Annotated in this window: 19 protein-coding genes and 1 tRNA gene; 9 read left to right on the top strand and 11 right to left on the bottom strand. The window is 49.5% G+C overall.

Features of this window, described 5'->3' with window-relative positions; all coding sequences use genetic code 11:
* The first annotated feature begins 1 nt into the window (after window position 1).
* From HUK38_RS11010 to HUK38_RS10990, 5 genes are all read left to right on the top strand, one after another.
* Window positions 2–1,237, top strand: coding sequence for a beta-ketoacyl-ACP synthase (locus tag HUK38_RS11010; protein ID WP_338065406.1), 1,236 nt, complete (start codon window positions 2–4; stop codon window positions 1,235–1,237).
* Window positions 1,210–2,058 (top strand): beta-ketoacyl synthase chain length factor, encoded by an 849-nt coding sequence (locus HUK38_RS11005; RefSeq protein WP_182584384.1) that lies wholly within the window; start codon window positions 1,210–1,212, stop codon window positions 2,056–2,058. Before HUK38_RS11010 ends, HUK38_RS11005 begins: the two co-directional genes overlap by 28 nt.
* Before the next feature lie 42 nt (window positions 2,059–2,100).
* The gene (locus tag HUK38_RS11000; RefSeq protein ID WP_182584383.1) at window positions 2,101–2,295 is read left to right on the top strand and encodes a type II toxin-antitoxin system HicB family antitoxin; all 195 of its coding nucleotides are present in this window, start codon (window positions 2,101–2,103) and stop codon (window positions 2,293–2,295) included.
* Window positions 2,296–2,382: 87 nt separating this feature from the next.
* Window positions 2,383–3,909 (top strand): fumarate hydratase, encoded by a 1,527-nt coding sequence (locus HUK38_RS10995; protein WP_182584382.1) that lies wholly within the window; start codon window positions 2,383–2,385, stop codon window positions 3,907–3,909.
* A gap of 188 nt (window positions 3,910–4,097) precedes the next feature.
* Window positions 4,098–5,456, top strand: a complete 1,359-nt coding sequence (locus HUK38_RS10990; RefSeq protein WP_182584381.1) for a DUF302 domain-containing protein — start codon at window positions 4,098–4,100, stop codon at window positions 5,454–5,456.
* Window positions 5,457–5,496: 40 nt separating this feature from the next.
* On the opposite strand, the gene HUK38_RS10985 is transcribed toward HUK38_RS10990, so the two are convergent.
* The 4 genes from HUK38_RS10985 to HUK38_RS10970 form a co-directional block, all read right to left on the bottom strand.
* On the bottom strand, window positions 5,497–7,236 hold the full coding sequence (locus HUK38_RS10985) for a site-specific DNA-methyltransferase (protein WP_238787605.1): 1,740 nt from the start codon (window positions 7,234–7,236) through the stop codon (window positions 5,497–5,499).
* A 40-nt stretch (window positions 7,237–7,276) separates the two neighbouring features.
* Window positions 7,277–8,191, bottom strand: coding sequence for a DNA-methyltransferase (locus tag HUK38_RS10980; protein WP_238787604.1), 915 nt, complete (start codon window positions 8,189–8,191; stop codon window positions 7,277–7,279).
* Between the two features lie 40 nt (window positions 8,192–8,231).
* Window positions 8,232–9,257 (bottom strand): site-specific DNA-methyltransferase, encoded by a 1,026-nt coding sequence (locus HUK38_RS10975; protein ID WP_238787603.1) that lies wholly within the window; start codon window positions 9,255–9,257, stop codon window positions 8,232–8,234.
* Between the two features lie 99 nt (window positions 9,258–9,356).
* The gene (locus HUK38_RS10970; RefSeq protein ID WP_182584377.1) at window positions 9,357–10,982 is read right to left on the bottom strand and encodes a methyl-accepting chemotaxis protein; all 1,626 of its coding nucleotides are present in this window, start codon (window positions 10,980–10,982) and stop codon (window positions 9,357–9,359) included.
* A 259-nt stretch (window positions 10,983–11,241) separates the two neighbouring features.
* On the opposite strand from HUK38_RS10970, the gene HUK38_RS10965 reads away from it, so the two are divergent.
* On the top strand, window positions 11,242–12,783 hold the full coding sequence (locus tag HUK38_RS10965) for a class I SAM-dependent methyltransferase (RefSeq protein WP_238787602.1): 1,542 nt from the start codon (window positions 11,242–11,244) through the stop codon (window positions 12,781–12,783).
* Between the two features lie 51 nt (window positions 12,784–12,834).
* A complete protein-coding gene (locus tag HUK38_RS10960) occupies window positions 12,835–13,356 on the top strand; it encodes a DUF2939 domain-containing protein (RefSeq protein ID WP_182584375.1) in 522 nt (173 codons plus the stop codon).
* Between the two features lie 106 nt (window positions 13,357–13,462).
* Here HUK38_RS10960 and ubiG read toward each other — a convergent pair whose 3' ends face one another.
* Window positions 13,463–14,209 (bottom strand): bifunctional 2-polyprenyl-6-hydroxyphenol methylase/3-demethylubiquinol 3-O-methyltransferase UbiG, encoded by a 747-nt coding sequence (gene ubiG, locus HUK38_RS10955; RefSeq protein WP_182584374.1) that lies wholly within the window; start codon window positions 14,207–14,209, stop codon window positions 13,463–13,465.
* 126 nt (window positions 14,210–14,335) lie between these two features.
* On the opposite strand from ubiG, the gene tsaB reads away from it, so the two are divergent.
* Entirely contained in the window at window positions 14,336–15,055 is a 720-nt protein-coding gene (tsaB, locus tag HUK38_RS10950) for a tRNA (adenosine(37)-N6)-threonylcarbamoyltransferase complex dimerization subunit type 1 TsaB (RefSeq protein WP_182584373.1), read from the top strand.
* Window positions 15,056–15,142: 87 nt separating this feature from the next.
* On the opposite strand, the gene HUK38_RS10945 is transcribed toward tsaB, so the two are convergent.
* The 5 genes from HUK38_RS10945 to HUK38_RS10925 all read right to left on the bottom strand — a co-directional run bounded on the left by HUK38_RS10945 (window position 15,143) and on the right by HUK38_RS10925 (window position 18,756).
* Window positions 15,143–16,318 carry a porin gene (locus HUK38_RS10945; protein ID WP_182584372.1) on the bottom strand — a complete coding sequence of 392 codons (1,176 nt, stop codon included), beginning with the start codon at window positions 16,316–16,318 and terminating at the stop codon, window positions 15,143–15,145.
* Between the two features lie 255 nt (window positions 16,319–16,573).
* A tRNA-Gln gene (locus tag HUK38_RS10940) sits at window positions 16,574–16,647 on the bottom strand.
* Between the two features lie 52 nt (window positions 16,648–16,699).
* The gene (gene rpsI / locus HUK38_RS10935) at window positions 16,700–17,089 is read right to left on the bottom strand and encodes a 30S ribosomal protein S9 (RefSeq protein ID WP_182584371.1); all 390 of its coding nucleotides are present in this window, start codon (window positions 17,087–17,089) and stop codon (window positions 16,700–16,702) included.
* A gap of 44 nt (window positions 17,090–17,133) precedes the next feature.
* A complete protein-coding gene (gene rplM, locus HUK38_RS10930) occupies window positions 17,134–17,562 on the bottom strand; it encodes a 50S ribosomal protein L13 (RefSeq protein WP_182584370.1) in 429 nt (142 codons plus the stop codon).
* A 132-nt stretch (window positions 17,563–17,694) separates the two neighbouring features.
* Window positions 17,695–18,756, bottom strand: coding sequence for a quinone-dependent dihydroorotate dehydrogenase (locus HUK38_RS10925; RefSeq protein ID WP_182584369.1), 1,062 nt, complete (start codon window positions 18,754–18,756; stop codon window positions 17,695–17,697).
* A 187-nt stretch (window positions 18,757–18,943) separates the two neighbouring features.
* Here HUK38_RS10925 and HUK38_RS10920 point away from each other — a divergent pair, with 187 nt between their 5' ends.
* Window positions 18,944–19,750 carry a methyl-accepting chemotaxis protein gene (locus HUK38_RS10920; protein ID WP_182584368.1) on the top strand — a complete coding sequence of 269 codons (807 nt, stop codon included), beginning with the start codon at window positions 18,944–18,946 and terminating at the stop codon, window positions 19,748–19,750.
* Window positions 19,751–19,823: 73 nt separating this feature from the next.
* Here HUK38_RS10920 and HUK38_RS10915 read toward each other — a convergent pair.
* On the bottom strand, window positions 19,824–20,880 hold a 1,057-nt coding region (locus tag HUK38_RS10915; protein WP_182584367.1), incomplete at its 5' end, for a GGDEF domain-containing protein.

The raw sequence follows: 20,880 nt of genomic DNA, 5'->3' as shown, positions 1-20,880 counted from the left end.
GGTGAATTGCCGACCAAATGCCACGTTATCCAATCGCCGCCTCATGCCCATTGCCCCCGTCCGCATCCGTGCCTACACCCTGACCACCGCGCTCGGTCACGGCTGCGCCAGCCACACTGCGGCATTAATGCAACAACGCTGCGGCTTGCGGCTCAGTACCCGCGACGAGCTTCCCGTGCCGGCGTGGATTGGCGAAATCCCCGCGCTCGACGACGTGCGTCTCCCGCCCGCGCTGACCAATTTTGATTGCCGCAACAATCGGTTAGCCGAATTGGCGTTACACGGCGACGGCTTTTTTGACGCGGTCAACGCCGCCCGCCACCAGTACGGCGCCACCCGCGTTGGGTTATTTTTGGGCACCAGCACCTCGGGCGTCCGCCACACCGAAGACCGCTACCGTGACCACTTTGAACGCGGCACCGCCGGACTGGCCGCCGATTTACGCTTTGACTCCACCCACGCCTACCGCTCAATTGCCGACTACTGCCGCCAGCGACTGGAGTTGCACGGCCCGGCCAGCGTGATTTCCACCGCCTGCTCTTCTGGTGCCAAAACCTTCGCCGCCGCCCACCGCGCCCTGACCGCCGGGCTGTGCGATGCCGCGATTGTCGGCGGCGTGGACACACTCTGCATCACCACCTTGTTAGGATTTCACGCGCTCGGGTTATTGTCACCGCAACCCTGCACCCCGTGGGGATTGCACCGCGCCGGCATCAGCATTGGCGAGGGCGCGGCCTTTGCGCTACTCGAACGGGGCGCTGATCGCGGCGACTTGGCGTTACTTGGTTACGGCGAAAGCAGTGACGCCTATCACATCACCACGCCGCATCCCGACGGCGCCGGCGCGGCATTGGCGATGCGGGCGGCGTTGAGCAGTGCCGGGCTGGCGCCGGCGGAGATTGACTACATCAACCTGCACGGCACCGGCACGCCGGCCAACGATTTATCCGAAGATCGCGCCGTGTTCACGGTATTTGGCCGCGACATCGCCGCCAGTGCGACTAAAGGCGGCACCGGTCACACGCTCGGCGCGGCTGGCGCGGTGGAGGCCATTGTGGCGCTGTTGTGTATCCGCGACAGTCTGCTGCCCGGTACAGTCAATACCGTCACGCTGGATCCGGCGTTGACGATCAAACCGTTGCAAATCAGCCACACCAATCAACCGCTGGCGCGGGTACTGAGTAACTCATTCGGGTTTGCCGGGAATAATTGCGCGTTAATTGTGGGGCGGGTGTGAGCGGTTGCGCCGTGTTGGATGTCAGCATTTTAGCCACCGGCATTGTCGCGCCGGGATTGCCTGACTGGTCAACAGCGCGGGCGGTGCTGCGCGGTGACGAGCGCTATTCAGCGGCCGCGCCGTTGCAAGTGCCGCCGCCGTTGCAACTTGCGCCGAATGAGCGCCGCCGTGCCACGCTGCCGACGCGCTTGGCATTAGCGGCCGCGAGTGAAGCGACGCAGGCGCTGCCCGAATTGACCAATCAATTGCACACCGTGTTTGCATCCGCCGATGGCGATATGCACGTCGTGGATCAATTATGCCGTGCGATTTATCAACAGCATACGTTGCCATCGCCAACTGTATTCCAAAACTCGGTTCATAATGCGCCGGCGGGTTATTGGTCAATTGCTGAACAGTGTCAACAACCGTCGAGTAGTTTAGCCGCCGGTGATGGCAGTTTTGCGGCGGGTTTATTAGAAGCGGCATTGCAATGTCACTGCACCAATCAGGCGGTGTTATTAGTCGCAGTGGATGTGCCGGCGCCTGAGTTATTACACCCGCATCGCCCGTTGTATTGTGCATTTGCCTGTGCATTCTTATTATCCGCCAATCCCACCGCTATTCACGCTCTGGCGCACTTGACCTTGAGTCTTTGCCCAATTGAACGGCCGCCGTTGTCATTCACTCGCCTGTCCAATGCGGCATTAGAAACCATGCGTTTGGGTAATCCAGCGGCGCGGTCATTGCCGTTATTTGCCGCGCTGGCGACTGAACAAATGACCAGTATTCAATTGCCGTATTGGCCGGATTTGTTATTGGATGTGCAAGTGCAGTTTTGAATGACGGCGCGTTTAATTGCAACTTGAATTGAGTCAAAAACGATGCTTTACAAAATCCCTTTAATTTTAGACCCTCAGCCCGAAGGCGGCTTTACGGTGACTTCACCGCTATTACCTGAATTAGTGACGGAAGGCGATAGCATTGAAGAAGTTTTAGCCAATGTGCAGGATGCACTCGAAACCGTGATTGAAGCCTATCAAGATTTACGACGTACATTACCTGCGCATTTGCAATAAACAGCATTCCCATGTTGGCGCATGGGAACGATCATTTATTAAGAATTTGCATTAAAAAACTCCATTATTATTCCCGAGCAATTACCCATGCCTGTCATTCGTGCTGACGATGTCATTACCAGTGTTGCGGCCGCGTTGCAATACATCTCTTATTACCATCCAACCGATTATTTGAATGCGTTGGCCGCCGCGTATGAAATAGAACAATCGCCCGCGGCGAAAGACGCAATGGCACAGATTCTATTCAATTCGCGCTTGTGTGCCGAACATCACCGCCCGATTTGTCAAGACACCGGTTTAGTCGTGGCATTCGTGCGCGTTGGGATGCAGGTTCAATGGGATAGCGCGTTGAATTTACAGCAATTAATTGACGAGGGCGTGCGGCGGGCGTACACCGATCCGACCAACCCGCTGCGCGCTTCAATAGTCGCCCCGCCGCTGGGAGCGCGCAAAAACACTGGCGATAACACGCCCGCAGTGGTGCATGTCGAGTTGGTGGCGGGCGATCAGGTCACGTTTCACCTCGCGGCAAAGGGCGGCGGCTCAGAAAACAAAGCCCGTTTTGCCATCCTCAATCCCAGCGCCAGCGTCGCCGATTGGGTGGTGCAGACGGTCGCCACGCTCGGCGCGGGCTGGTGTCCGCCGGGGATGTTGGGCGTCGGCATCGGTGGCTCGGCCGAAAAAGCCATGTTATTAGCTAAAGCCGCGTTAATGGAAGACATTGATTTACCAAGCATTCGTCAGCGCGGCGCGGCGGACGACCTCGAAGCATTGCGGCTGGACATCTGCGACCGCGTCAACGCCCTCGGCATCGGCGCGCAGGGGTTGGGCGGCGTGACCACCGTGTTGGATGTCAAAATTCGCACCGCGCCCACCCACGCCGCGTCGCTGCCGGTCGCGCTCATTCCCAATTGCGCCGCCACGCGCCACGTTCATTTCACGTTAAATGGCATGGGCGCAGCGCAGTTCATTCCCCCGCGTTTAATAGAGTATCCGCCGGTGATTTGGCAACCAACTGCCGATGCGCGGCGGGTCAATTTAGATCAATTGCAGCGAAGTGATTTAATGACTTGGCAGCCGGGCGAGCGGTTGTTATTAACTGGGCGCTTATTCACGGCGCGGGATGCCGCGCATCGGCGGTTAATTGAGTTAATCAATCGCGGGCAGCCATTCCCGCCGGGCGTGGATTTAACCAATCGGTTTATTTATTATGTCGGGCCAGTTGATCCGGTGGGCAATGAAGTAGTTGGCCCCGCGGGGCCGACGACGGCAACGCGCATGGACATCTTTACCGAACCATTATTAAAACACACCGGTTTAATTGGCATGATTGGTAAAGCGGAGCGCGGCGCGGCGGCAATTGATGCGATTCAACAACACGGCGCGGTTTATTTAATTGCGGTGGGCGGCGCGGCGTATTTGGTGGCGCAGGCGATTAAACAAGCGCGCATTGTTGCTTTTGAAGATTTAGGCATGGAAGCCATTCGTGAGTTCATTGTTGAAGAGATGCCGGTCATGGTGGCGGTGGATAGTCGCGGCAATTCAATTCACACCACCGGCCCGGCGCACTGGCGGCGGGATGTGAATACCTCGATAAACGCAATCAATCAATAAAACAGCGGCGGTTATTGCGCTCAATATCAGCATCAGTAATTGTGAATATTCGCCATTCCAAATACACGTTAAAACAGTGTGCAATGGGAATAAAATGCGTTATTGTATGATGGCGTGTGGTGGATGGTACATACCCGCCACCCGCATACTTGGATTTAACCTCTGTGATTTATTAGGAATAAAGCTGTATGAACTTGACACCTCTCGCCATTCAATTCAGCACCCGTCGGTTATTATTGACCGCATCTCTCGTATTAGCGCCCGCCATTGCCAACGCCAACTTCACACCATTCACTCAAATCGCCACCGTCCCAGCGGTATGGACAAATGGACAAGTGGACGCCGTCGCCACCAATACTCGCGCTATTGAAGTCGCCCAAGCTATTGCCGAGTTCATTGCCCAAACGGATGAATCAACTTTAGGATTAGCTGCCAGCAATTGGGTTGTGGGCGGAGCGCCGGAAGGTGAAGCAGCGAATGATACTGCCGCTATTCATGCCGCGATATTAGAAATCCCCACGCCGCAACCAATTGATCCTAATCAACCGGTATCCACCACTAATACTAAGAAAGTGCATATTGTTGAGGCATGTAATCAAGCATTTGCCAGTAAAGCATTAGGGGTGACGCCGGTCATTGGCGATATGATAGTGGCGAATGGATATTTGCACGCCACCGCATTACCGTGTGAAATTGCGGTCTATGCTGATGCCTATGATATTAAAATAGAAATGCTGAATGCCGAAGCGATTTTCAGTTTATTTTTTACGGATGTGTTATTCGGTCAGCAAATGCAAAATCCCGAATTTGCCGGGGCGTTGCAGCAATTACCCGCGCAAGTGAATCAAGAATTACCCGCCATTGTGCATCACGCATTAACTGCTGCCAATATTGGTTATTGGCCGGAGAATTGGTCAAAAGGACCCTGGTTTAAAACGGATAGTCCTTGGGACATCGTTCATGCGGTGTTAGCCACGCCGTATAATTCGCCCTACATTCATTTGACCTATACGCGGGCAAATGGAGATGCGACGCCCTTTACCAATGATGATGTTGCCAATATCGCCAATTTAATTACCGCAACCTTAACGGTGAATGGCGCAACTGGTGCTGGTGTCCATGATGCCGCATTAGATGCGTTATTAAGCACTGGATCAAGTTGGCGCGCTGCGCGTCCCACGCCATTATCATTACCGGGCAATGTCAAGTTAATTGAAGCCTGCTCGCCGACCTATGCAAAAATGGCCATGTCAACGGGATTGCATCATGCAACCGCGCTGCCGTGTGAAATAGCAATTGCGAAAACACCCGACGGCAGTCAATTGGTGGTGAGTTATTTGGATCCGCACTTTATGTTTAATGCGCTATTCTCGGATGCGTTTGGGAATATGTCGGCGGAAGAATTGACGGCGTTTGCTACACTGCCTGGTATTGTCTTAAATGATTTAGTGGCAATTGTCAGCTATGCGTTGGATGTCAAGTTGCCGCAGTATGGGTTGCAATTAAGCCGTCCAACTATCGCGCATTATGACATGCTGCCGTTTTAATGATAAACCCTGTTTTCAGTGAATGAGAGGGTTTTCCACTCTAACCCTCCCCCGCTGGGGGAGGGGATGTTTTCACCGCTTGACAATTCGTCCCACCATTCACAATCAATTTCATCACTTCGACGCTTTCTAATCCGTCGTTATCAATCACTTTCACTGCAATAAAATGGGTGCCGGCCGTAAAGGATTCGGTTTGTTTGCCGACCGTCTCCCGAATGATACTCGGTTTGAATACGCGCTCTTCATTATTGTAGGCAAAATCCCACGCATAAAACTCAATGCCAACGGCGGATTGACCGTGCGCGGTGAATTCAATTTGGCGCACCTGTTTTTGATTCACGCCTAAATCGCGGCACTCAATTGTCAGCGTCGGTTTTTTCGCAATTGGCACAATCTCTTCGACCGTGACTAATTCAATTATCACGCCCTCTTCATTCTTTAACCGCGCCACCTCTTGAATGGCGCCCTTGCCAAAACTAAACGCGATCATCACACCGACGGGTTGCTGTTGTTGAATTGATTGCTCAAAGAGCGTTTTATCATAACGACGGCAGGCCGATACGAAATTATCAATGACATTCCGCCCAATATTATCCGAGCGTTTCACTTGAATTGGGCAATGATTTGCCGTGCGGCCATCAATCCCAAGATCGCCTTTTTGTTTGGTATTCGCCCCGCCGCCGTATTGCGTGATGATCCAACTTTCAAAAGCAAATGCATCTTGATAGCGCAGCGTGTCATAATCGTATTTATGCAATTGCACGGTGAAGGGTTGCGACAATAAATCTGCTTTTACATGTAAGCGCAATTCGGTTACTTTAATTGCCGCCACTGATTGATCAATGCCAATCCATTGCCGTTTCAATCGCTCGGCCACGACAACCGTTGTGCCGCCACCGACGAATGGGTCTAATACCAGGTCGCCCTCATTTGAGGCGCACTGAATGATGCGTTCTAATAACGCCTCGGGCTTTTGCGTGGGATAACCGATTTTTTCTTTTGAATGCGCTTGAACACCTAAAATATCCATCCACGCATTACCAAGTAAAATACCTTTTTGTTCTTCCAAATATCGTTTAAGTCGTGGTCGTTTAGTAAAATCAAAAGAACCATCTTGTTGTTTAGGATAGTAAATTCTTCCTTCATCATGCAGTTTTTGCATAGTCGCTTTTTCATACCGCCATCCTTTAGGTGGATACGCAAATCCCATCCATTCATACATCATATTAGGACGTATATTAGGGCTGCCCATATCACTCAGCGTATAGGATCCCCTGCCATCTTCATCATCATATTTATAAGCACTTTCCTTATGTTTTTCCGAATGTATACTATAAACTGGGTAATAGGAAAAAATTTGTGACTTGCTGTAATGCCAAATAGTGTCGGTTAAAACAGCAAATTTCTTTTTAGCATCGTTATGTGCATTATGTCGTTGCCAAATGATTTCCGTGCGAAGATTCTCTTCTCCAAAAATCTTATCCAACACATACACCCGAATATAGGCATTGGCGTGCCAATCACAATGCAAAAACAATGAACCGCTCGGTTTTAATACGCGATACATCGCCTGCACCCGTTCTTTTAACCACGCAATGTAATGGTCAATACCGCCCGACCAGCGATCTTGAAAACTGCGGATTTCACCCTGATCGCCCCAGATCAATTCATAATTGCGATTAGAAAAAAACGGCGGATCCAAATAAATCAAATCCACGCTATCATCATCAATCTTACCCAAGATGTCGAGGCAATCACCTAAAATCAGTTTATTCATCATGTATTGCGGTGGTGAGTTAAAAACCTATTGTACAACATAATCAAACGCTTGACATTTGCAATCGTGATTCCGTCACCTTAATTGCCGCCACCGATTGATCAATGCCAATCCATTGCCGTTTTAATCGCTCGGCTACCACAACCGTTGTGCCGCCACCAACAAATGGGTCTAATACCACGTCACACTCATTTGAAGCGCACTGAATAATCCGTTCTAATAACGCCTCGGGTTTTTGCGTGGGATAACCAATACGTTCAGGTGATTTCGTCCCGATAAAATCAATGTCATTCCACAAATTAGTGACGGGCGTTCCTTTGCTTTCATCTAAATAACGTTTATAAACAGGATATTTAGATTTTGGATTAAATTTAGCTTCACCCTTATTAATGAGTTCTTCTAACCTTTCTTGTGAATAAGTTTTCAAATTTTCCCATTTATATCGTTTGCCATTTTCATCTATTTTGTCGTAGCGTTTAACAGTTGCGGGTGCGTATGGTTTATAAACTGGTTTGAAAGTAAAGGTGGAAGATTTGTTGTATACCCAAATAGTGTCGGTATTAGCAGGGAATTTTTTAGATATAGATTTACTACTGCCAGCGCCAAAAGTACGTTCCCAAACGATTTCACTATTAAACCGTTCTGGCCCAAAAATCTTATCCAACACATACACCCGAATATACGCATTGGCGTGCCAATCACAATGCAAAAACAATGAACCGCTCGGTTTTAATACGCGATACATCGCCTGCACTCGTTCTTTTAACCATGCAATGTAATGGTCAATACCGCCCGACCAGCGATCTTGAAAACTGCGGATTTCACCCTGATCGCCCCAGATTAATTCATAATTGCGATTAGAAAAAAACGGCGGATCCAAATAAATCAAATCCACGCTGTCATTATTAATTTTGCCCAAAATGTCGAGGCAATCACCTAAAATCAGTTTATTCATCATGTATTGCGGTGGTGAGTTAAAAACCTATTGTACAACATAATCAAACGCTTGACATTTGCAATCGTGACTCCGTCACTTTAATTGCCGCCACCGATTGATCAATGCCAATCCATTGCCGTTTCAATCGCTCGGCCACCACAACCGTTGTGCCGCCGCCAACAAATGGGTCTAATACCACGTCACCCTCATTTGATGCGCACTGAATAATCCGTTCTAATAACGCCTCGGGCTTTTGCGTGGGATAACCAATACGTTCTTTTGATTTTGATCCGAATGCAATATCCGTCCAAATATTACCCAAAACAGCACCTTTAGATTGTGTTAAATATTTTTTAACTCTAGGCGATCCATTTTTTGAAAAAACTATAAAACCTTTTTCATAAAGCAGCTCCAATTTTTCCATGATAGACATACGTTTGCATTGTTCTTTACCAACAATTTCTTCAACAACGATGTTTGACACTGCCCAGTGCCTGCCTATTTTAGTTGGAGTATAACCGCGCCATGCTTGACCTGATTCACCTTGACTGGTTCCGGGGCCTGTTAAAATGATATTTTGGTATTTACCCCTTTCATCTTCATATTTAAACATCTTTTGAGATGTTTCACTCAAATTAACATATATGGGATTATACAAAAATTGATTAGATTTACTGAAATACCAAATAGTATCTGACAAAACAGCAATTTTCTTTTTTGCATCATTATGTGCTTGCGCTCTTTGCCAAACAATTTCACCACGAAAGTTTTGCTCTCCAAAAATCTTATCCAACACATACACCCGAATATAGGCATTGGCGTGCCAATCACAATGCAAAAACAATGAACCGCTCGGTTTTAAGACCCGATACATCGCCTGCACCCGTTCTTTTAACCACGCAATGTAATGATCAATACCGCCCGACCAGCGATCTTGAAAACTGCGGATTTCACCCTGATCGCCCCAGATCACTTCATAATTGCGATTAGAAAAAAACGGCGGATCCAAATAAATCAAATCCACGCTATCATTATCAATCTTACCCAAAATGTCGAGGCAATCACCTAAAATCAATTTATTCATCATTCAACCTATTCAATAAAAACCCCGGCGCCACTGTACGCGCAGCGCCGGGGTTGTTTAATTGAAATTGGAATTAAATCAATCCGCTCGTGGTGCAATCAATCAATAACGAAACTGTTGGGCATGTCCTTCCAATACCCCCGCCAAATTGCGCAATTCTTGACCCGCCTGCATCGTTTCCTCGGTACAATCGGCCGTATGCTGCATCGCCTGCGCAATTTCTGACAAATTATGATTAATCTCATTCGCCACCGCGCTCTGCTCTTCGGCGGCACTGGCAATGCGCAGATTCATTTGACTGATCTGCGTCACCGCCGCCGTGATCGTGGTCAGCGACGCGCCAACCTGCGCCGCCTGCTCGACGCTGGCATGGGAGCGATCCCGACTGGTCGCCATCGTCTGCACCGCCTCGCGGCAGCGCTGTTGCAACGTTTCAATAATTTGCTGAATTTCACGGGTTGACTCCTGCGTCCGCTGGGCAAGGGTGCGCACCTCGTCAGCGACAACGGCAAACCCGCGCCCCTGTTCACCCGCCCGCGCCGCCTCAATTGCCGCGTTGAGTGCCAACAAATTAGTCTGCTCGGCAATGCTACGAATCACCTCCAACACCTTGCCGATATTGTCGCTATCATGCGACAGGCGCTGCACCACCTGCGTCGCGTTCTCAATTTCCTGCGCCAACGAGCCAATAGTCGCCACTGCCGTTGCCACAACTCGTTGACCGGACACGGTTTCCTGCTCTGCCGTGTGCGCGGCTTGCGCCGCCTGCGCGGCATCCCGCGCCACCTGCTGCACGGTTTGCACCATTTCATTCATCGCCGTCGTCACTTCATCGGTTTGACTTTGCGTCCGCGCCACTGCACCGCTATTTTGTTGCGTGACGTGATCGAGGCGTTGCCCCGACGCGACCAGCGGCCCGACGGTGCGATGCACTTCCGCCACAAAACGTTGAAAGCGTTCTAATAAGGTGTCAAACGCATCGGCCATCACGCCAATTTCATTACGTTCATTCAATGTAATCCGCTGGCGTAAATCACCCGTATCACGCACTTCAGTAATCATTTGTCGCAACATCGCTAATGGATTAGTCAAGCTACCGGCAATCATCAATGATAAAATCATTAAAACTGCCAGAATCACCGCCGCGCCCATTGCTAAATGCAGTGCATGATTCAAAAAGATTTTGCGCACATCATCAATATACAAACCCGAGCCAATGATCCAATCCCAGGGCTGGAATCCTTTAACATAAGAAACCTTTGGCACCGGCTCATCATACCCAGGTTTTGCCCACTGATAATCCACAAACCCGGCTTGATGACGGCGCACTTCATCAATAAAAGCAATAAACAATCTTTTACCGTTGGGGTCTTTATTATCACTGACATCTTGACCATCTAATTTGGGTTTAAATGGGTGCATCACCATCGTTGGTCGCATGTCATTAATCCAAAAGTAATCATCTTCTCCATAGCGGAAAGTTTTAATTAACGCAATTGCCGCCTGCTGTGCTTGCGGTCGCGTCATCTCACCCGCCTGTTCGCGTTGATAAAAATATTCTAATACGCCATAAGCGGTTTCCACCACATGTTGCGTTTTTACCTTACGATCATTCAGCAGATTTTTATTCAATTCTGCAACGGCCAAACCGCTCAAAGCGAGCATCCCAACGACGGTTAAAGCAATGATGAGCCAAAATTTATAGCGAGTAGGTAGATTTTTTAGCATTGGTGAGTCGGTACAATCATAGTTAGTGAGTGTTCTAATGATACAGCAAAACTTGTTGCCAATTCCCGACAGGCTATCAACTATCAACAGTTGTCGCGTCACACAATCACTGGCCGACCACCGCCCAGTCGCCCCGCAGTCGGCATTACTGCTATCATGCAACTTTGCTGCAACCGGTTGAATTGAAAACACCCCATTAAACAACACAGTTTTTGCAGCAGTATTGCAATGTGTCGTGTTTATTTTAGAATAGGATTTAATGATGATGAATTGGTCACATGGTTATAATACAAGCGTCGGCTATACTTTTGGTTATTACCGCGAAATGTCCCCAGCCTGGATTGATTTTGCATTACGCTTACAAGGATATGCCGCGCCAACCGGTAAAAAACGGCGCTATCTCGAACTCGGTTTTGGGCAAGGATTAAATCTAATTTTATTAGCCGTCGCCAATCCCGACATTGACTTTTTGGGCATTGATTTCAATCCCGAACAGGTTGCACATGCGCGCAAATTAGCGGCTGGGATTAAAAACGTCCGCTTTGAAGAAGCCGACTTTCTCAATTTGGCCGCGCATTGGCCGGCCGATTACGGTCAATTCGATTACGCCGCCCTGCATGGCATCTACACTTGGGTCAGTCCTGAATTACGCCAAGCAATTGTGAAATGCTTGCATCATGCCGTCGCCGCCGGTGGCGTGGTGTATAACAGTTATAATGCGCTGCCCGGTTGGTTAGCCGCTTTTCCATTGCAACATGTCATGGTGCGCTATCAAAAAACCACCGGACAACCGCCATTAACTGCCATTGATAATAGCCTCAAGTTAATGCACCGCTTGCGCGAAGCCGGCGCTTCATTATTCACCGCCCAACCCACACTCGCTAATCGAATAGAAACCGCCGAAAAACATGATCGGGCGTATCTATTACATGAATATTTACATGATGGCGCCTGGTTTCCATTGTGGTATAGCCAAGCCATGAATGAAATGGCACAAGCGCAATTAGTGGCGGCGGGGACTGCGACCTTACCCGAGATATTTTTACCGACTTTATTACCCGTCCCATTGCGCACGGTGATTGAAGAAGTGGCTGATCCTATTCTGCGCCAAGAATTGATTGACACCGCAATCAATCAAAGTTTCCGCCGCGATCTTTATCAACGCGGTCATCAACGCCTGTGGCCATTAGAAGGACAGCGCGTATGGTCGGCAATTAGTTTAATCTCCTTGACGGGAATGCCTGAAGATAAACAATTGAAATTTGCCACCAGTTTTGGCCAATTAAACGGGGATCCAGACAGCTATGGCGCCATTCTCACTGCATTAACCACCGGACCCAAAACGGTTGCACAATTAGCCGCGCTACCCGAATGGCAAGGCAAATCATTTGGGTTATTACTGCACGTTTTATCATTATTATTACACGGCAGTTATATTGGCATCCAACAAGAAAATGTTGATTTACGCAATGTCACCCGGTTTAATCGCACTTTAGCGCGTGCCGTTGCCGATGGCGCGAATTACAGCTGTGTATTAGCCGGTCAACTTGGCATTGGATTAGCCGCCAGCACGGTTGATTTAATGTTTCTTGATGTATTAGCCGAAACCCCCACTGCCCGCGCTGAAACGCTCGCCGCTGGTTTATTAACCCGTTTAACCGCATTAGGGCGGCAATTATTAAAAGACGGCACGGCCGTCACCGATCCTGACGCCGCCCGTACCCAAGCATTGCAATTAGCCACGCTATTCACCAGTAAAACCTTGCCCGAATGGAAAAGATTAGGTGTGTGGACGGCGTGATGACAAATCAATTTTGTTTTTAATGATTCACTTTATGCCAGCGGAGTTATTATGACTATCGGTTACATCATTCGTTCTTTATTCGCTTTACTCATTGTGGCATTTGGATTATGGCCGTATCTGACCATTTTTCATTTAGATGGGGCATTACATCAATCTGATGCCACCGCAATTGAAGAGTTCTCGCCCTATGTTAATTTGCCTGCGATTCAAGCGCATTATAAAACGCGCTTGGATAATACCGTGACTAATGTAATGCCTACGAATGACGGGGCCGGACATGGCGATCAGGTATTGAATTGGGTGGCGGGTAATTTCAAATTATTAGGTGATGCCGCGCTGAAACAAAAAATCACCATAGACTGGGTGCGCACCAGCTTAAATGAAGCGGCTGAACGTGCCACCGCCGAACGGCCGGCTAGTTTTATTAGCGCGATTGACTTTGCTTTTTTTGAATCCTGGGATCGCGTGGTGATTCGGATTGGTGCATTAGATCGCCAACCAACCTATGCCATTCTGTCATTAAATAATTGGCAATGGCAATTAACCGATGTCATTCGTTCGTGTTGGTAATAGCCAGGTGATTTAGAGCGACTATAATTAGTCAATCAAGGAGTTGATCGTTCCCACGCTGGAGCATGAGAACGATCATTCTTAAACGCAGCAGTTCCACTAAATGTCATGCTCGTTCAAATACCATCATATAATTAACACTGAGTGAACGACTAAAACGAAACCGGCGCGTGAATGGATTGATACGCACACCAGTTTGATGTAAAACCCGAAAGTTACGCCCGAGTACATCAATTAACTCTTTCGGTTTCACTAATTGCGCGTAATGATGCGTGCCACGCGGTAGCCAACGTAAAATGTATTCCGCACCAATCACCACCATTAACCATGCAATGAAGGTGCGGTTAATAGTTGAAATAAACATCACCCCGCCGGGGCGCACTAATTGTCCACAACTGGTTAAAAAGCCGGGTAAATGATCCACATGTTCCACCACCTCCATATTTAATACCACATCAAAGGTCGCACCAGTGGCAACTAATTGCTCGGCGGTCATTAATTGATAATCAATCTCTAGCCCACTGGTCGCGGCGTGCAATTGAGAAACTTGAATGTTTTTCTCTGCAACATCAATTGCCGTTACACGCGCACCTAATCGCGCCATTGATTCACTTAAAATGCCACCGCCGCAGCCAATATCGAGAATACGCAACCCTGCGAATGGTTGTTCACCGCCATCTATTCGCCCTAATACACGGCAAATCTGTTGGCGTAAATAGGCCACGCGAAACGCATTTAAGCGATGCAATGGCCAAAAGGGGCCGTGTTCATCCCACCAGCGATGCGCGAGCCGTTCAAAATAAGCGACTTCGCGGGGGTTAATATTTGAACCGTGTAACGGAGTGTGTGTCATAGTCGGATACCCTTAATTAAACCGTTAATACGAATTTCACTCATTGATGACGCTGCCAATTTAATACAACTGCCGCTCGCTCTCTATTCATAAATCGCAATTAAAAACGCCAGTTAGGTATTCCAAATGACCATTAACTTATTAGCAATTGACACCTCAAGCGAATGGTGTTCAGCCGCATTATATTGCGCAGGTCACATCACGCAACAATTAGAATACCGCCCTAAACAGCATGGCGAACGGTTATTAGCGATGATGGATAAGCTATTAACTGACGCCCATTTGCAGTTGTCAAACTTACAGGCCATTGCATACGCTCGTGGGCCGGGGTCATTCACCGGTGTGCGCCTAGCCGCGGCCGTTGCACAGGGTAGCGCATTCCCCGCGCACTTGCCGTTAATTGGTATTTCAACATTGGCTGCATTAGCCCACGCGGCCTTTCGCCAGCATCAACAGCAATGGATTTTAGCGGCATTGGATGCGCGGATTGGTGAAATTTATTGGGCGGGATTTGAAATAACCACGATTGGCATGGTCACGGCATTGACTGCCGAACAGGTCACGTTGCCGAATAGCGTTATGTTACCTAATTCACCCATCGTGCCAATTAAACAATGGTATGGAGCAGGCAGTGGTTGGGCGGTGTATGGCAATGAATTACGCGCCAGCACTGAATTAACTGCCGCGCAAGTGAATGGTGAAATCATTTGCACCGCGCATGACATCGCATTGTTAGCAATTCAGGCGTGGCAGGCAGGTACAATAGAAATCCTTGAATACAGCGCGCCGCAGTATATTAGAAATCAGGTTGCAATTAAAACCAGTGAACGTGAACGGCGTTCATAGTGCGCGCCGGTTGCAATTAGTTATGCAATAAAAAAGGCGAGTCATTTGACCCGCCCTTTTTCATTCAACCAATGCCGCAGCAGTGGATTAGAATTTGTGCATCATACCAATAGAGAAGTTGCTCCACTCGGCACCGCGCACGATGTCAACATTGTCGTCTTCCACTGAAGAATACAACACATAGGCTTTAGTGCGTTTGCTCAAGTTATGATCGAACGCAACTGCCCAGGTATTACGGTCAGCATCAAACTCTTCAATGGTATTGCTATTGTCGAAGTCAATATCACGATCCACGGCGCCATACATCGCCTTGACCATGTTATTGCCAAATGCATAGCCGGCTTGAATCTGCCACAATGCCATGTCTTGAATGTAATTGGTGTTATTGTCTAGGTTATTTTCGCGCCCTTCATAAATAGCGGCGAAGGTAAAGCCATTCCAGTCCAGAATACCGAAGCTGGCACGCCATTTATTATAATCATCATCTATATAGGCTGGATTGAGTTCCCCGGCGTCGCTGACCTGCGTATTCATGTATGACTCATTGCTAATGGATTCATACGCCAAGCTGCCGTAGAAAGGACCATTTTTATAAATCGCAGCAAGTGAGTAGGCACCAATTTCATCCGAATTGGCATTCGCACCAAAGCCGGTAGTCGCACCACCTGGGGCCACTAATGCACCCATGAATTGGAAACCCGAGAAACTGGGGCTGATGTATGCAACCGCATTATCTACCCGCAAGTCCTCAAAGCCAACTGAATAGGCGTAGTCAGCAACGGTTTCATCAAATAAATCCAATGGCCCCGTCGAAACTTTCATTGGCGTATCATGGCGACCCATTAACACCGTACCGAAGCTGCCAGCTAACCCAGCAAAGCTCGTGCGCACGATGAAATTATCATTGCCACTGGTGCTGCTGACAAAGTTATTGTCGGCGGCTGACAGATTCAAAATGACTTCAAATTGGTAAATCGCTTTTAAGCCATTCCCCAAGTCTTCTGAACCCTTGACACCAAAGCGGTTGTCACGATTGCCGCCGGGCATGAAGCCACCGTCACCGTTGACGCCCCAGCCGGTGAAGTCTTCACCATCAGAAATCTGATTGCCATTGGCATCGAATTGCGGTAAAGCCACCGCATTTGTCACTTCCGCATAATCGAGTGACACGTTTAACTTGCCGTATAAAATCGCCTCAGCCATCGCGGCACTTGGCACTGCCACCGCGGCTGCAATCGCCGCACCGATCAGTTGTTTGTTCATCGTCTTCTCCGCTGTTGTGAGCGTGTTAAAAAAATGGTTAGAAACTAAAACGCAATCATGCTTTGCGCTCAGAATATTAGACTAGAAGGCGACATCACGCAACACTTTTTTTGAAAAAAGAGACAATAATTCCGCCTGTTGTAACGATGCTACAGATCGCTGTCGCAGTTCAGACCGCCTCACACCCGCGCCAACCGTATTGGTTTCCTAGCCAATAAAAAAAGCCAGCGCGATGCTGGCTTGTGCAAACAAAATTGGCTGGGGGACTAGGATTTGAACCTAGGTTCACGGAGTCAGAGTCCGTTGTCCTGCCGCTAGACGATCCCCCAAAATTGACACGCAACCGTCACCGGCCGTGACGTGTCATTTTTTAGCAACAACTTAACGTTTCGAGTACTGCGGCCGCTTGCGCGCCTTGTGCAATCCAACCTTTTTGCGCTCCACTTCGCGTGCATCCCGCGTCAAAAACCCCGCCTGCCGCATCGGCGAGCGCAGTTGTTCATCATATTTAACCAGCGCCCGCGCAATGCCGTGCCGAATTGCGCCCGCTTGACCAGTGGTGCCGCCACCGGTGACGGTGATTTGCAGATCAACGCGGTCGAGCAGATTGGCGGTTTTCAGCGGTTGGCACACCACCATCCGCGCTGTTTCGCGCCCGAAAAAATGATCGAGCGTACGCCCATTGATGCTGATAGCGCCTGATCCGGTGGTTAAAAAGACTCGGGCTGCGGAACTTTTGCGCCGCCCCGTCGCGTATTGTTTGTCTGTCATAACGATTTGATTTACTTAAAAATAAAAGGTGGTCAGGCCAAAAATCACAGTTCCAGCACTTGCGGCTGTTGCGCGGCGTGACGGTGGGTAGCGCCGCCGTACACATGCAATTTGCGCATCATCGCCCGCCCCAGCGGATTATGCGGCAACATGCCTTTCACCGCGTACTCCAGCGCCCGCGTCGGGTGACGTTTCAGCAAATCCGCCAGCGAGATCGAGCGCAAATTGCCGATATAACCGGTGTGATGATGGTAAAACTTATCCTGCAATTTTTTCCCCGTGACCTGCACTTTTTCGGCGTTGATGACCACGATGTAATCACCGGTGTCAACGTGCGGGGTGTAACAGGTTTTATGTTTGCCGCGCAGGCGGCGGGCTAATTCAGCCGCCAACCGTCCTAATGTTTTGCCCTCAGCATCCACCAGATACCAAGCGCGGCGCACCTCAGCCGGTTTTGCGCTTTCAGTCGTCATGTCCGTCTTTGCTCCAAGCCGTTAAAAATGTTCGATTTATCAATTGCATCGTCTGATAAACAGCGCGGTTGACACAGGTGTCAACAAAAGAGTACGGATTTTAGCCAACTGCGCGGGCTTTCGCAACCAGCGTTAATTGCCCGCCGACCAATCAAGTTGCCGCAGCAGGTGGCGCACCAGCCCCGGCCCTTGATAAATCAAGCCAGTATAAATCTGGACTAAATTCGCCCCCGCCGCCAGTTTTGCCGCCACATCCGCTGGCGTGAAAATCCCGCCCACACCGATCAACACCGGTGATTTGCCGACGGCGGCGCGGACGTTGGCCAACAAGTCGGTGCTGCGTGACCACAGCGGCCGCCCCGACAAACCACCGCTCATGCCGAGCGTGGCGCTGGTTAAGTGACTGAAATCATTGGTGGTATTGGTCAAAATCAAACCGGCAGCGCCGTGATCCAATGCCGCCTGTGCGCAGGTAATGGCGGCGGCGGACGGCAAATCTGGTGCTAATTTGACCAGCAGCGGCCGCGGCGCAGGCAGTTGCAAGTTGACCGCTTGTAACTCATTGAGTAACAGCGCAATATCCTCTGCCGTCTGCAAATTGCGCAACCCCGGCGTGTTGGGACTGGACAGGTTGACCACCAAATAATCCGCCAAATGCGCCAGTTGCGTAACGCTGGCGCGGTAGTCAGCCGCGGCGTGTTCCAACGCGACCGCTTTGGTTTTGCCGATATTGACGCCGAGCGGCACTTGCAACGGAGCGGCAGTATGTTGATTTGTCAAGCGTTTTGCCAGCGCCGCCGCGCCAGCGTTATTAAAACCCATGCGATTGATGAGCGCCTGTTCACGCGGCAGTCGCCACAAACGCGGCCGCGGATTGCCGTCCTGCGCTTGCGCGGTGACGGTGCCGACCTCAATAAATCCAAAGCCCAGCCGCTGCCATAATAATAATGCCTCCGCATCCTTATCTAATCCCGCCGCTAATCCGATTGGATTAGGAAAGGTTAATCCCATTAATTGCTGATTGAATTGCGGCGCTCGCGTTGGATCATTCTCAGGCAAGGCACGGTTGAATATCTGCGCCCATTGCGCACCAAGGGTTAATACCAATTGATGCGCCACTTCGGGCGGTAATTGAAACAGCAGCGGGCGTAATAACCAGTGCCATAGTTTGGAATGATGAGTAGCGGTCGTCATAGTTAATTGGGCGTCACGGTGGGTGGGGGGATGGCGTTATCATAATATAAAGTCGAATCAGCGGATTAAACAGCAAGTTCTGCGCCCGCCGCGCCGTGCCACCAATCACTCACCAGAGTGTCGCAAAACTAACACCCGCTCGTGGCGCAGATGTGACATCTTCTGCCAACGATGGCAGACCGAGCAGATGCTCGCGGCGGCGGTGGTGATGAAAGGCGGCGCTGAAGAGCAATTTAATTACACGCAAATTGCCGCGCAGGCGGCGCAGCGCATGGCCGATAGTTCGCAGGCGGTGGTGCAGTCGGCGGGGGCGGCGTCGGCCGCGGCGTCTGATGCGGCGGGGCGAGCGCAGGAGGGGCGGGCGGTGTTGCACGAGTCGGCGGCGGCGCTAAACAATTTGTCCGGTGAGGTGACGGGGGCGGCTGATGCCATTTTACAACTTGGCGCAGAAACTAAACAGATCGCTACCATTCTCGACACGATTGGCGCCATTACTGAACAAACCAATTTGCTGGCGCTGAATGCGGCGATTGAGGCCGCTCATGCTGGCGAACAGGGGCGCGGCTTTGCCATCGTCGCCCAGCAGGTGCGGGCGTTGTCGCAGCAGACGGGCGCGGCGACGCAGGAAATCAACGCGCTCCTGCACGGGTTTCAGCAGCAGGTCACGGTGGCGGTGCGGGCGATTGGGCAGGGGCGGGAGCAGATGTGTGTGACGGTGGCGAAAACTGATTTGGCGGTGGCGGCGTTGAATGACATTACGGCGGTGGTGAATCGAATAGATCAATTAAATGGTGAGATTGCGCAGGCGGCCGAACAACAGCGGCAGGTGATGAATGAATTAAATGCCAATGTTCATTCGCTGTCACAGTTAGCCAAACAAAATCGGCAATGCGCTGAACACAGTCAGGCGCATTCACAAACGCTCAGTCGCGTGGCACAGCAATTACAACAGTTATTAGACCATTTTAAAGTTGAGCCGGCGTTATCGTATTAGAGATGACGGCATTTTAATAATAAATGTTAGTTTTATAGTCGCGTGCAATTCCAGTGGTTTTCTATTATTGAGATTAGGCGCTTAACAATCCAGAATCAGACATGTCAATACAAGAAACGCGATTACGTCCCTGCTGTTTTGCTTGATACATTGCTTGATCGGCGTGGCGTTGAATATTCGCCATTGTGGGTGTTGGTGTATGGCTAATTGCAACACCGATGCTGGCAGTAGTGCGAATTGGGCCGGAATGAATGCGGGGCATTAACGCCTCAATTTCAAAGCGTAATTTTTCAGCGACTTGTTCGGCACCAATTAAGTCAGTATTGGGAAGAAAAATCGAGAATTCTTCACCTCCAACCCGCCCAATCACATCGCTATGTCTGACATGATTTTTTAGACAGGTCGAAACATCTTTAAGCACTTGATCGCCAGCATCATGTCCGTATTGGTCATTGATTTTTTTAAAGTGATCGAGATCAACAAATAAAACCGCAAAAGACGTACTTTCCCGCTTGGATAATTCAATTAGACTGTTGCACACTTCATAATAAGCGCGAGCATTCATAACACCCGTGAGTGGGTCGTGATTGGCTAAAAATGTGAGTTCTTTATTATACTCAAGCATTCGCCTATAAAAAGAAATCGAGCGACTGGAGTAAGCGTGGAAAAAAGCACTCAAATACACCAGCCCAACCATCGCCGTTGCAATCGCATTATCGGAATAAGGCGCCACCAGATAATTGTTCACAACCACAATACATAACATGGACAATGCGGTTGCAATTACTCCAACAAAACGCCCAAGTAATAGATAGACGCCAGGGACGTTAATAAAAAACCAAAGAATGCGGATTTCATCTTGTGGTACAAATAGCATTGCAGAAATAAATACGCCGAAACACACAATCGCATAGGGCCACGCAAAAATATAAAACAGGTGTTTTCGGTTGTATAAACCAATCAGTGACACGGCAATAACAATGAGGTGAATTTTCAGCATGAAAACGTGCATTTCACCGACATAATTAATACCAGCATAATCGGCGGTAATGAAAAAAATAGAACTACCCGCACTAAACAGTAAAATGACATAAAAAAAGCGAAAGCGGAACTGAAAATATTCTTCATCA

The organism is Thiospirillum jenense (genome assembly GCF_014145225.1).
In the GTDB taxonomy this organism is placed as follows: Bacteria; Pseudomonadota; Gammaproteobacteria; order Chromatiales; family Chromatiaceae; genus Thiospirillum; species Thiospirillum jenense.
Note: the sequence above shows the minus strand (reverse complement) of the source record. Positions and strands in the feature narration are given on the sequence as shown.

Bases quoted from the DNA above. Each gene is read 5' to 3' on its own strand.
- HUK38_RS11000 (WP_182584383.1), top strand. From the start codon at position 2,101: ATGCTTTACAAAATCCCTTTAATTTTAGACCCTCAGCCCGAAGGCGGC.
- HUK38_RS10995 (WP_182584382.1), top strand. From the start codon at position 2,383: ATGCCTGTCATTCGTGCTGACGATGTCATTACCAGTGTTGCGGCCGCG.
- HUK38_RS10990 (WP_182584381.1), top strand. From the start codon at position 4,098: ATGAACTTGACACCTCTCGCCATTCAATTCAGCACCCGTCGGTTATTA.
- HUK38_RS10985 (WP_238787605.1), bottom strand. From the start codon at position 7,236: ATGATGAATAAACTGATTTTAGGTGATTGCCTCGACATCTTGGGTAAG.
- HUK38_RS10980 (WP_238787604.1), bottom strand. From the start codon at position 8,191: ATGATGAATAAACTGATTTTAGGTGATTGCCTCGACATTTTGGGCAAA.
- HUK38_RS10975 (WP_238787603.1), bottom strand. From the start codon at position 9,257: ATGATGAATAAATTGATTTTAGGTGATTGCCTCGACATTTTGGGTAAG.
- HUK38_RS10970 (WP_182584377.1), bottom strand. From the start codon at position 10,982: ATGCTAAAAAATCTACCTACTCGCTATAAATTTTGGCTCATCATTGCT.
- HUK38_RS10965 (WP_238787602.1), top strand. From the start codon at position 11,242: ATGATGATGAATTGGTCACATGGTTATAATACAAGCGTCGGCTATACT.
- HUK38_RS10960 (WP_182584375.1), top strand. From the start codon at position 12,835: ATGACTATCGGTTACATCATTCGTTCTTTATTCGCTTTACTCATTGTG.
- ubiG (WP_182584374.1), bottom strand. From the start codon at position 14,209: ATGACACACACTCCGTTACACGGTTCAAATATTAACCCCCGCGAAGTC.
- tsaB (WP_182584373.1), top strand. From the start codon at position 14,336: ATGACCATTAACTTATTAGCAATTGACACCTCAAGCGAATGGTGTTCA.
- HUK38_RS10945 (WP_182584372.1), bottom strand. From the start codon at position 16,318: ATGAACAAACAACTGATCGGTGCGGCGATTGCAGCCGCGGTGGCAGTG.
- rpsI (WP_182584371.1), bottom strand. From the start codon at position 17,089: ATGACAGACAAACAATACGCGACGGGGCGGCGCAAAAGTTCCGCAGCC.
- rplM (WP_182584370.1), bottom strand. From the start codon at position 17,562: ATGACGACTGAAAGCGCAAAACCGGCTGAGGTGCGCCGCGCTTGGTAT.
- HUK38_RS10925 (WP_182584369.1), bottom strand. From the start codon at position 18,756: ATGACGACCGCTACTCATCATTCCAAACTATGGCACTGGTTATTACGC.
- HUK38_RS10920 (WP_182584368.1), top strand. From the start codon at position 18,944: ATGCTCGCGGCGGCGGTGGTGATGAAAGGCGGCGCTGAAGAGCAATTT.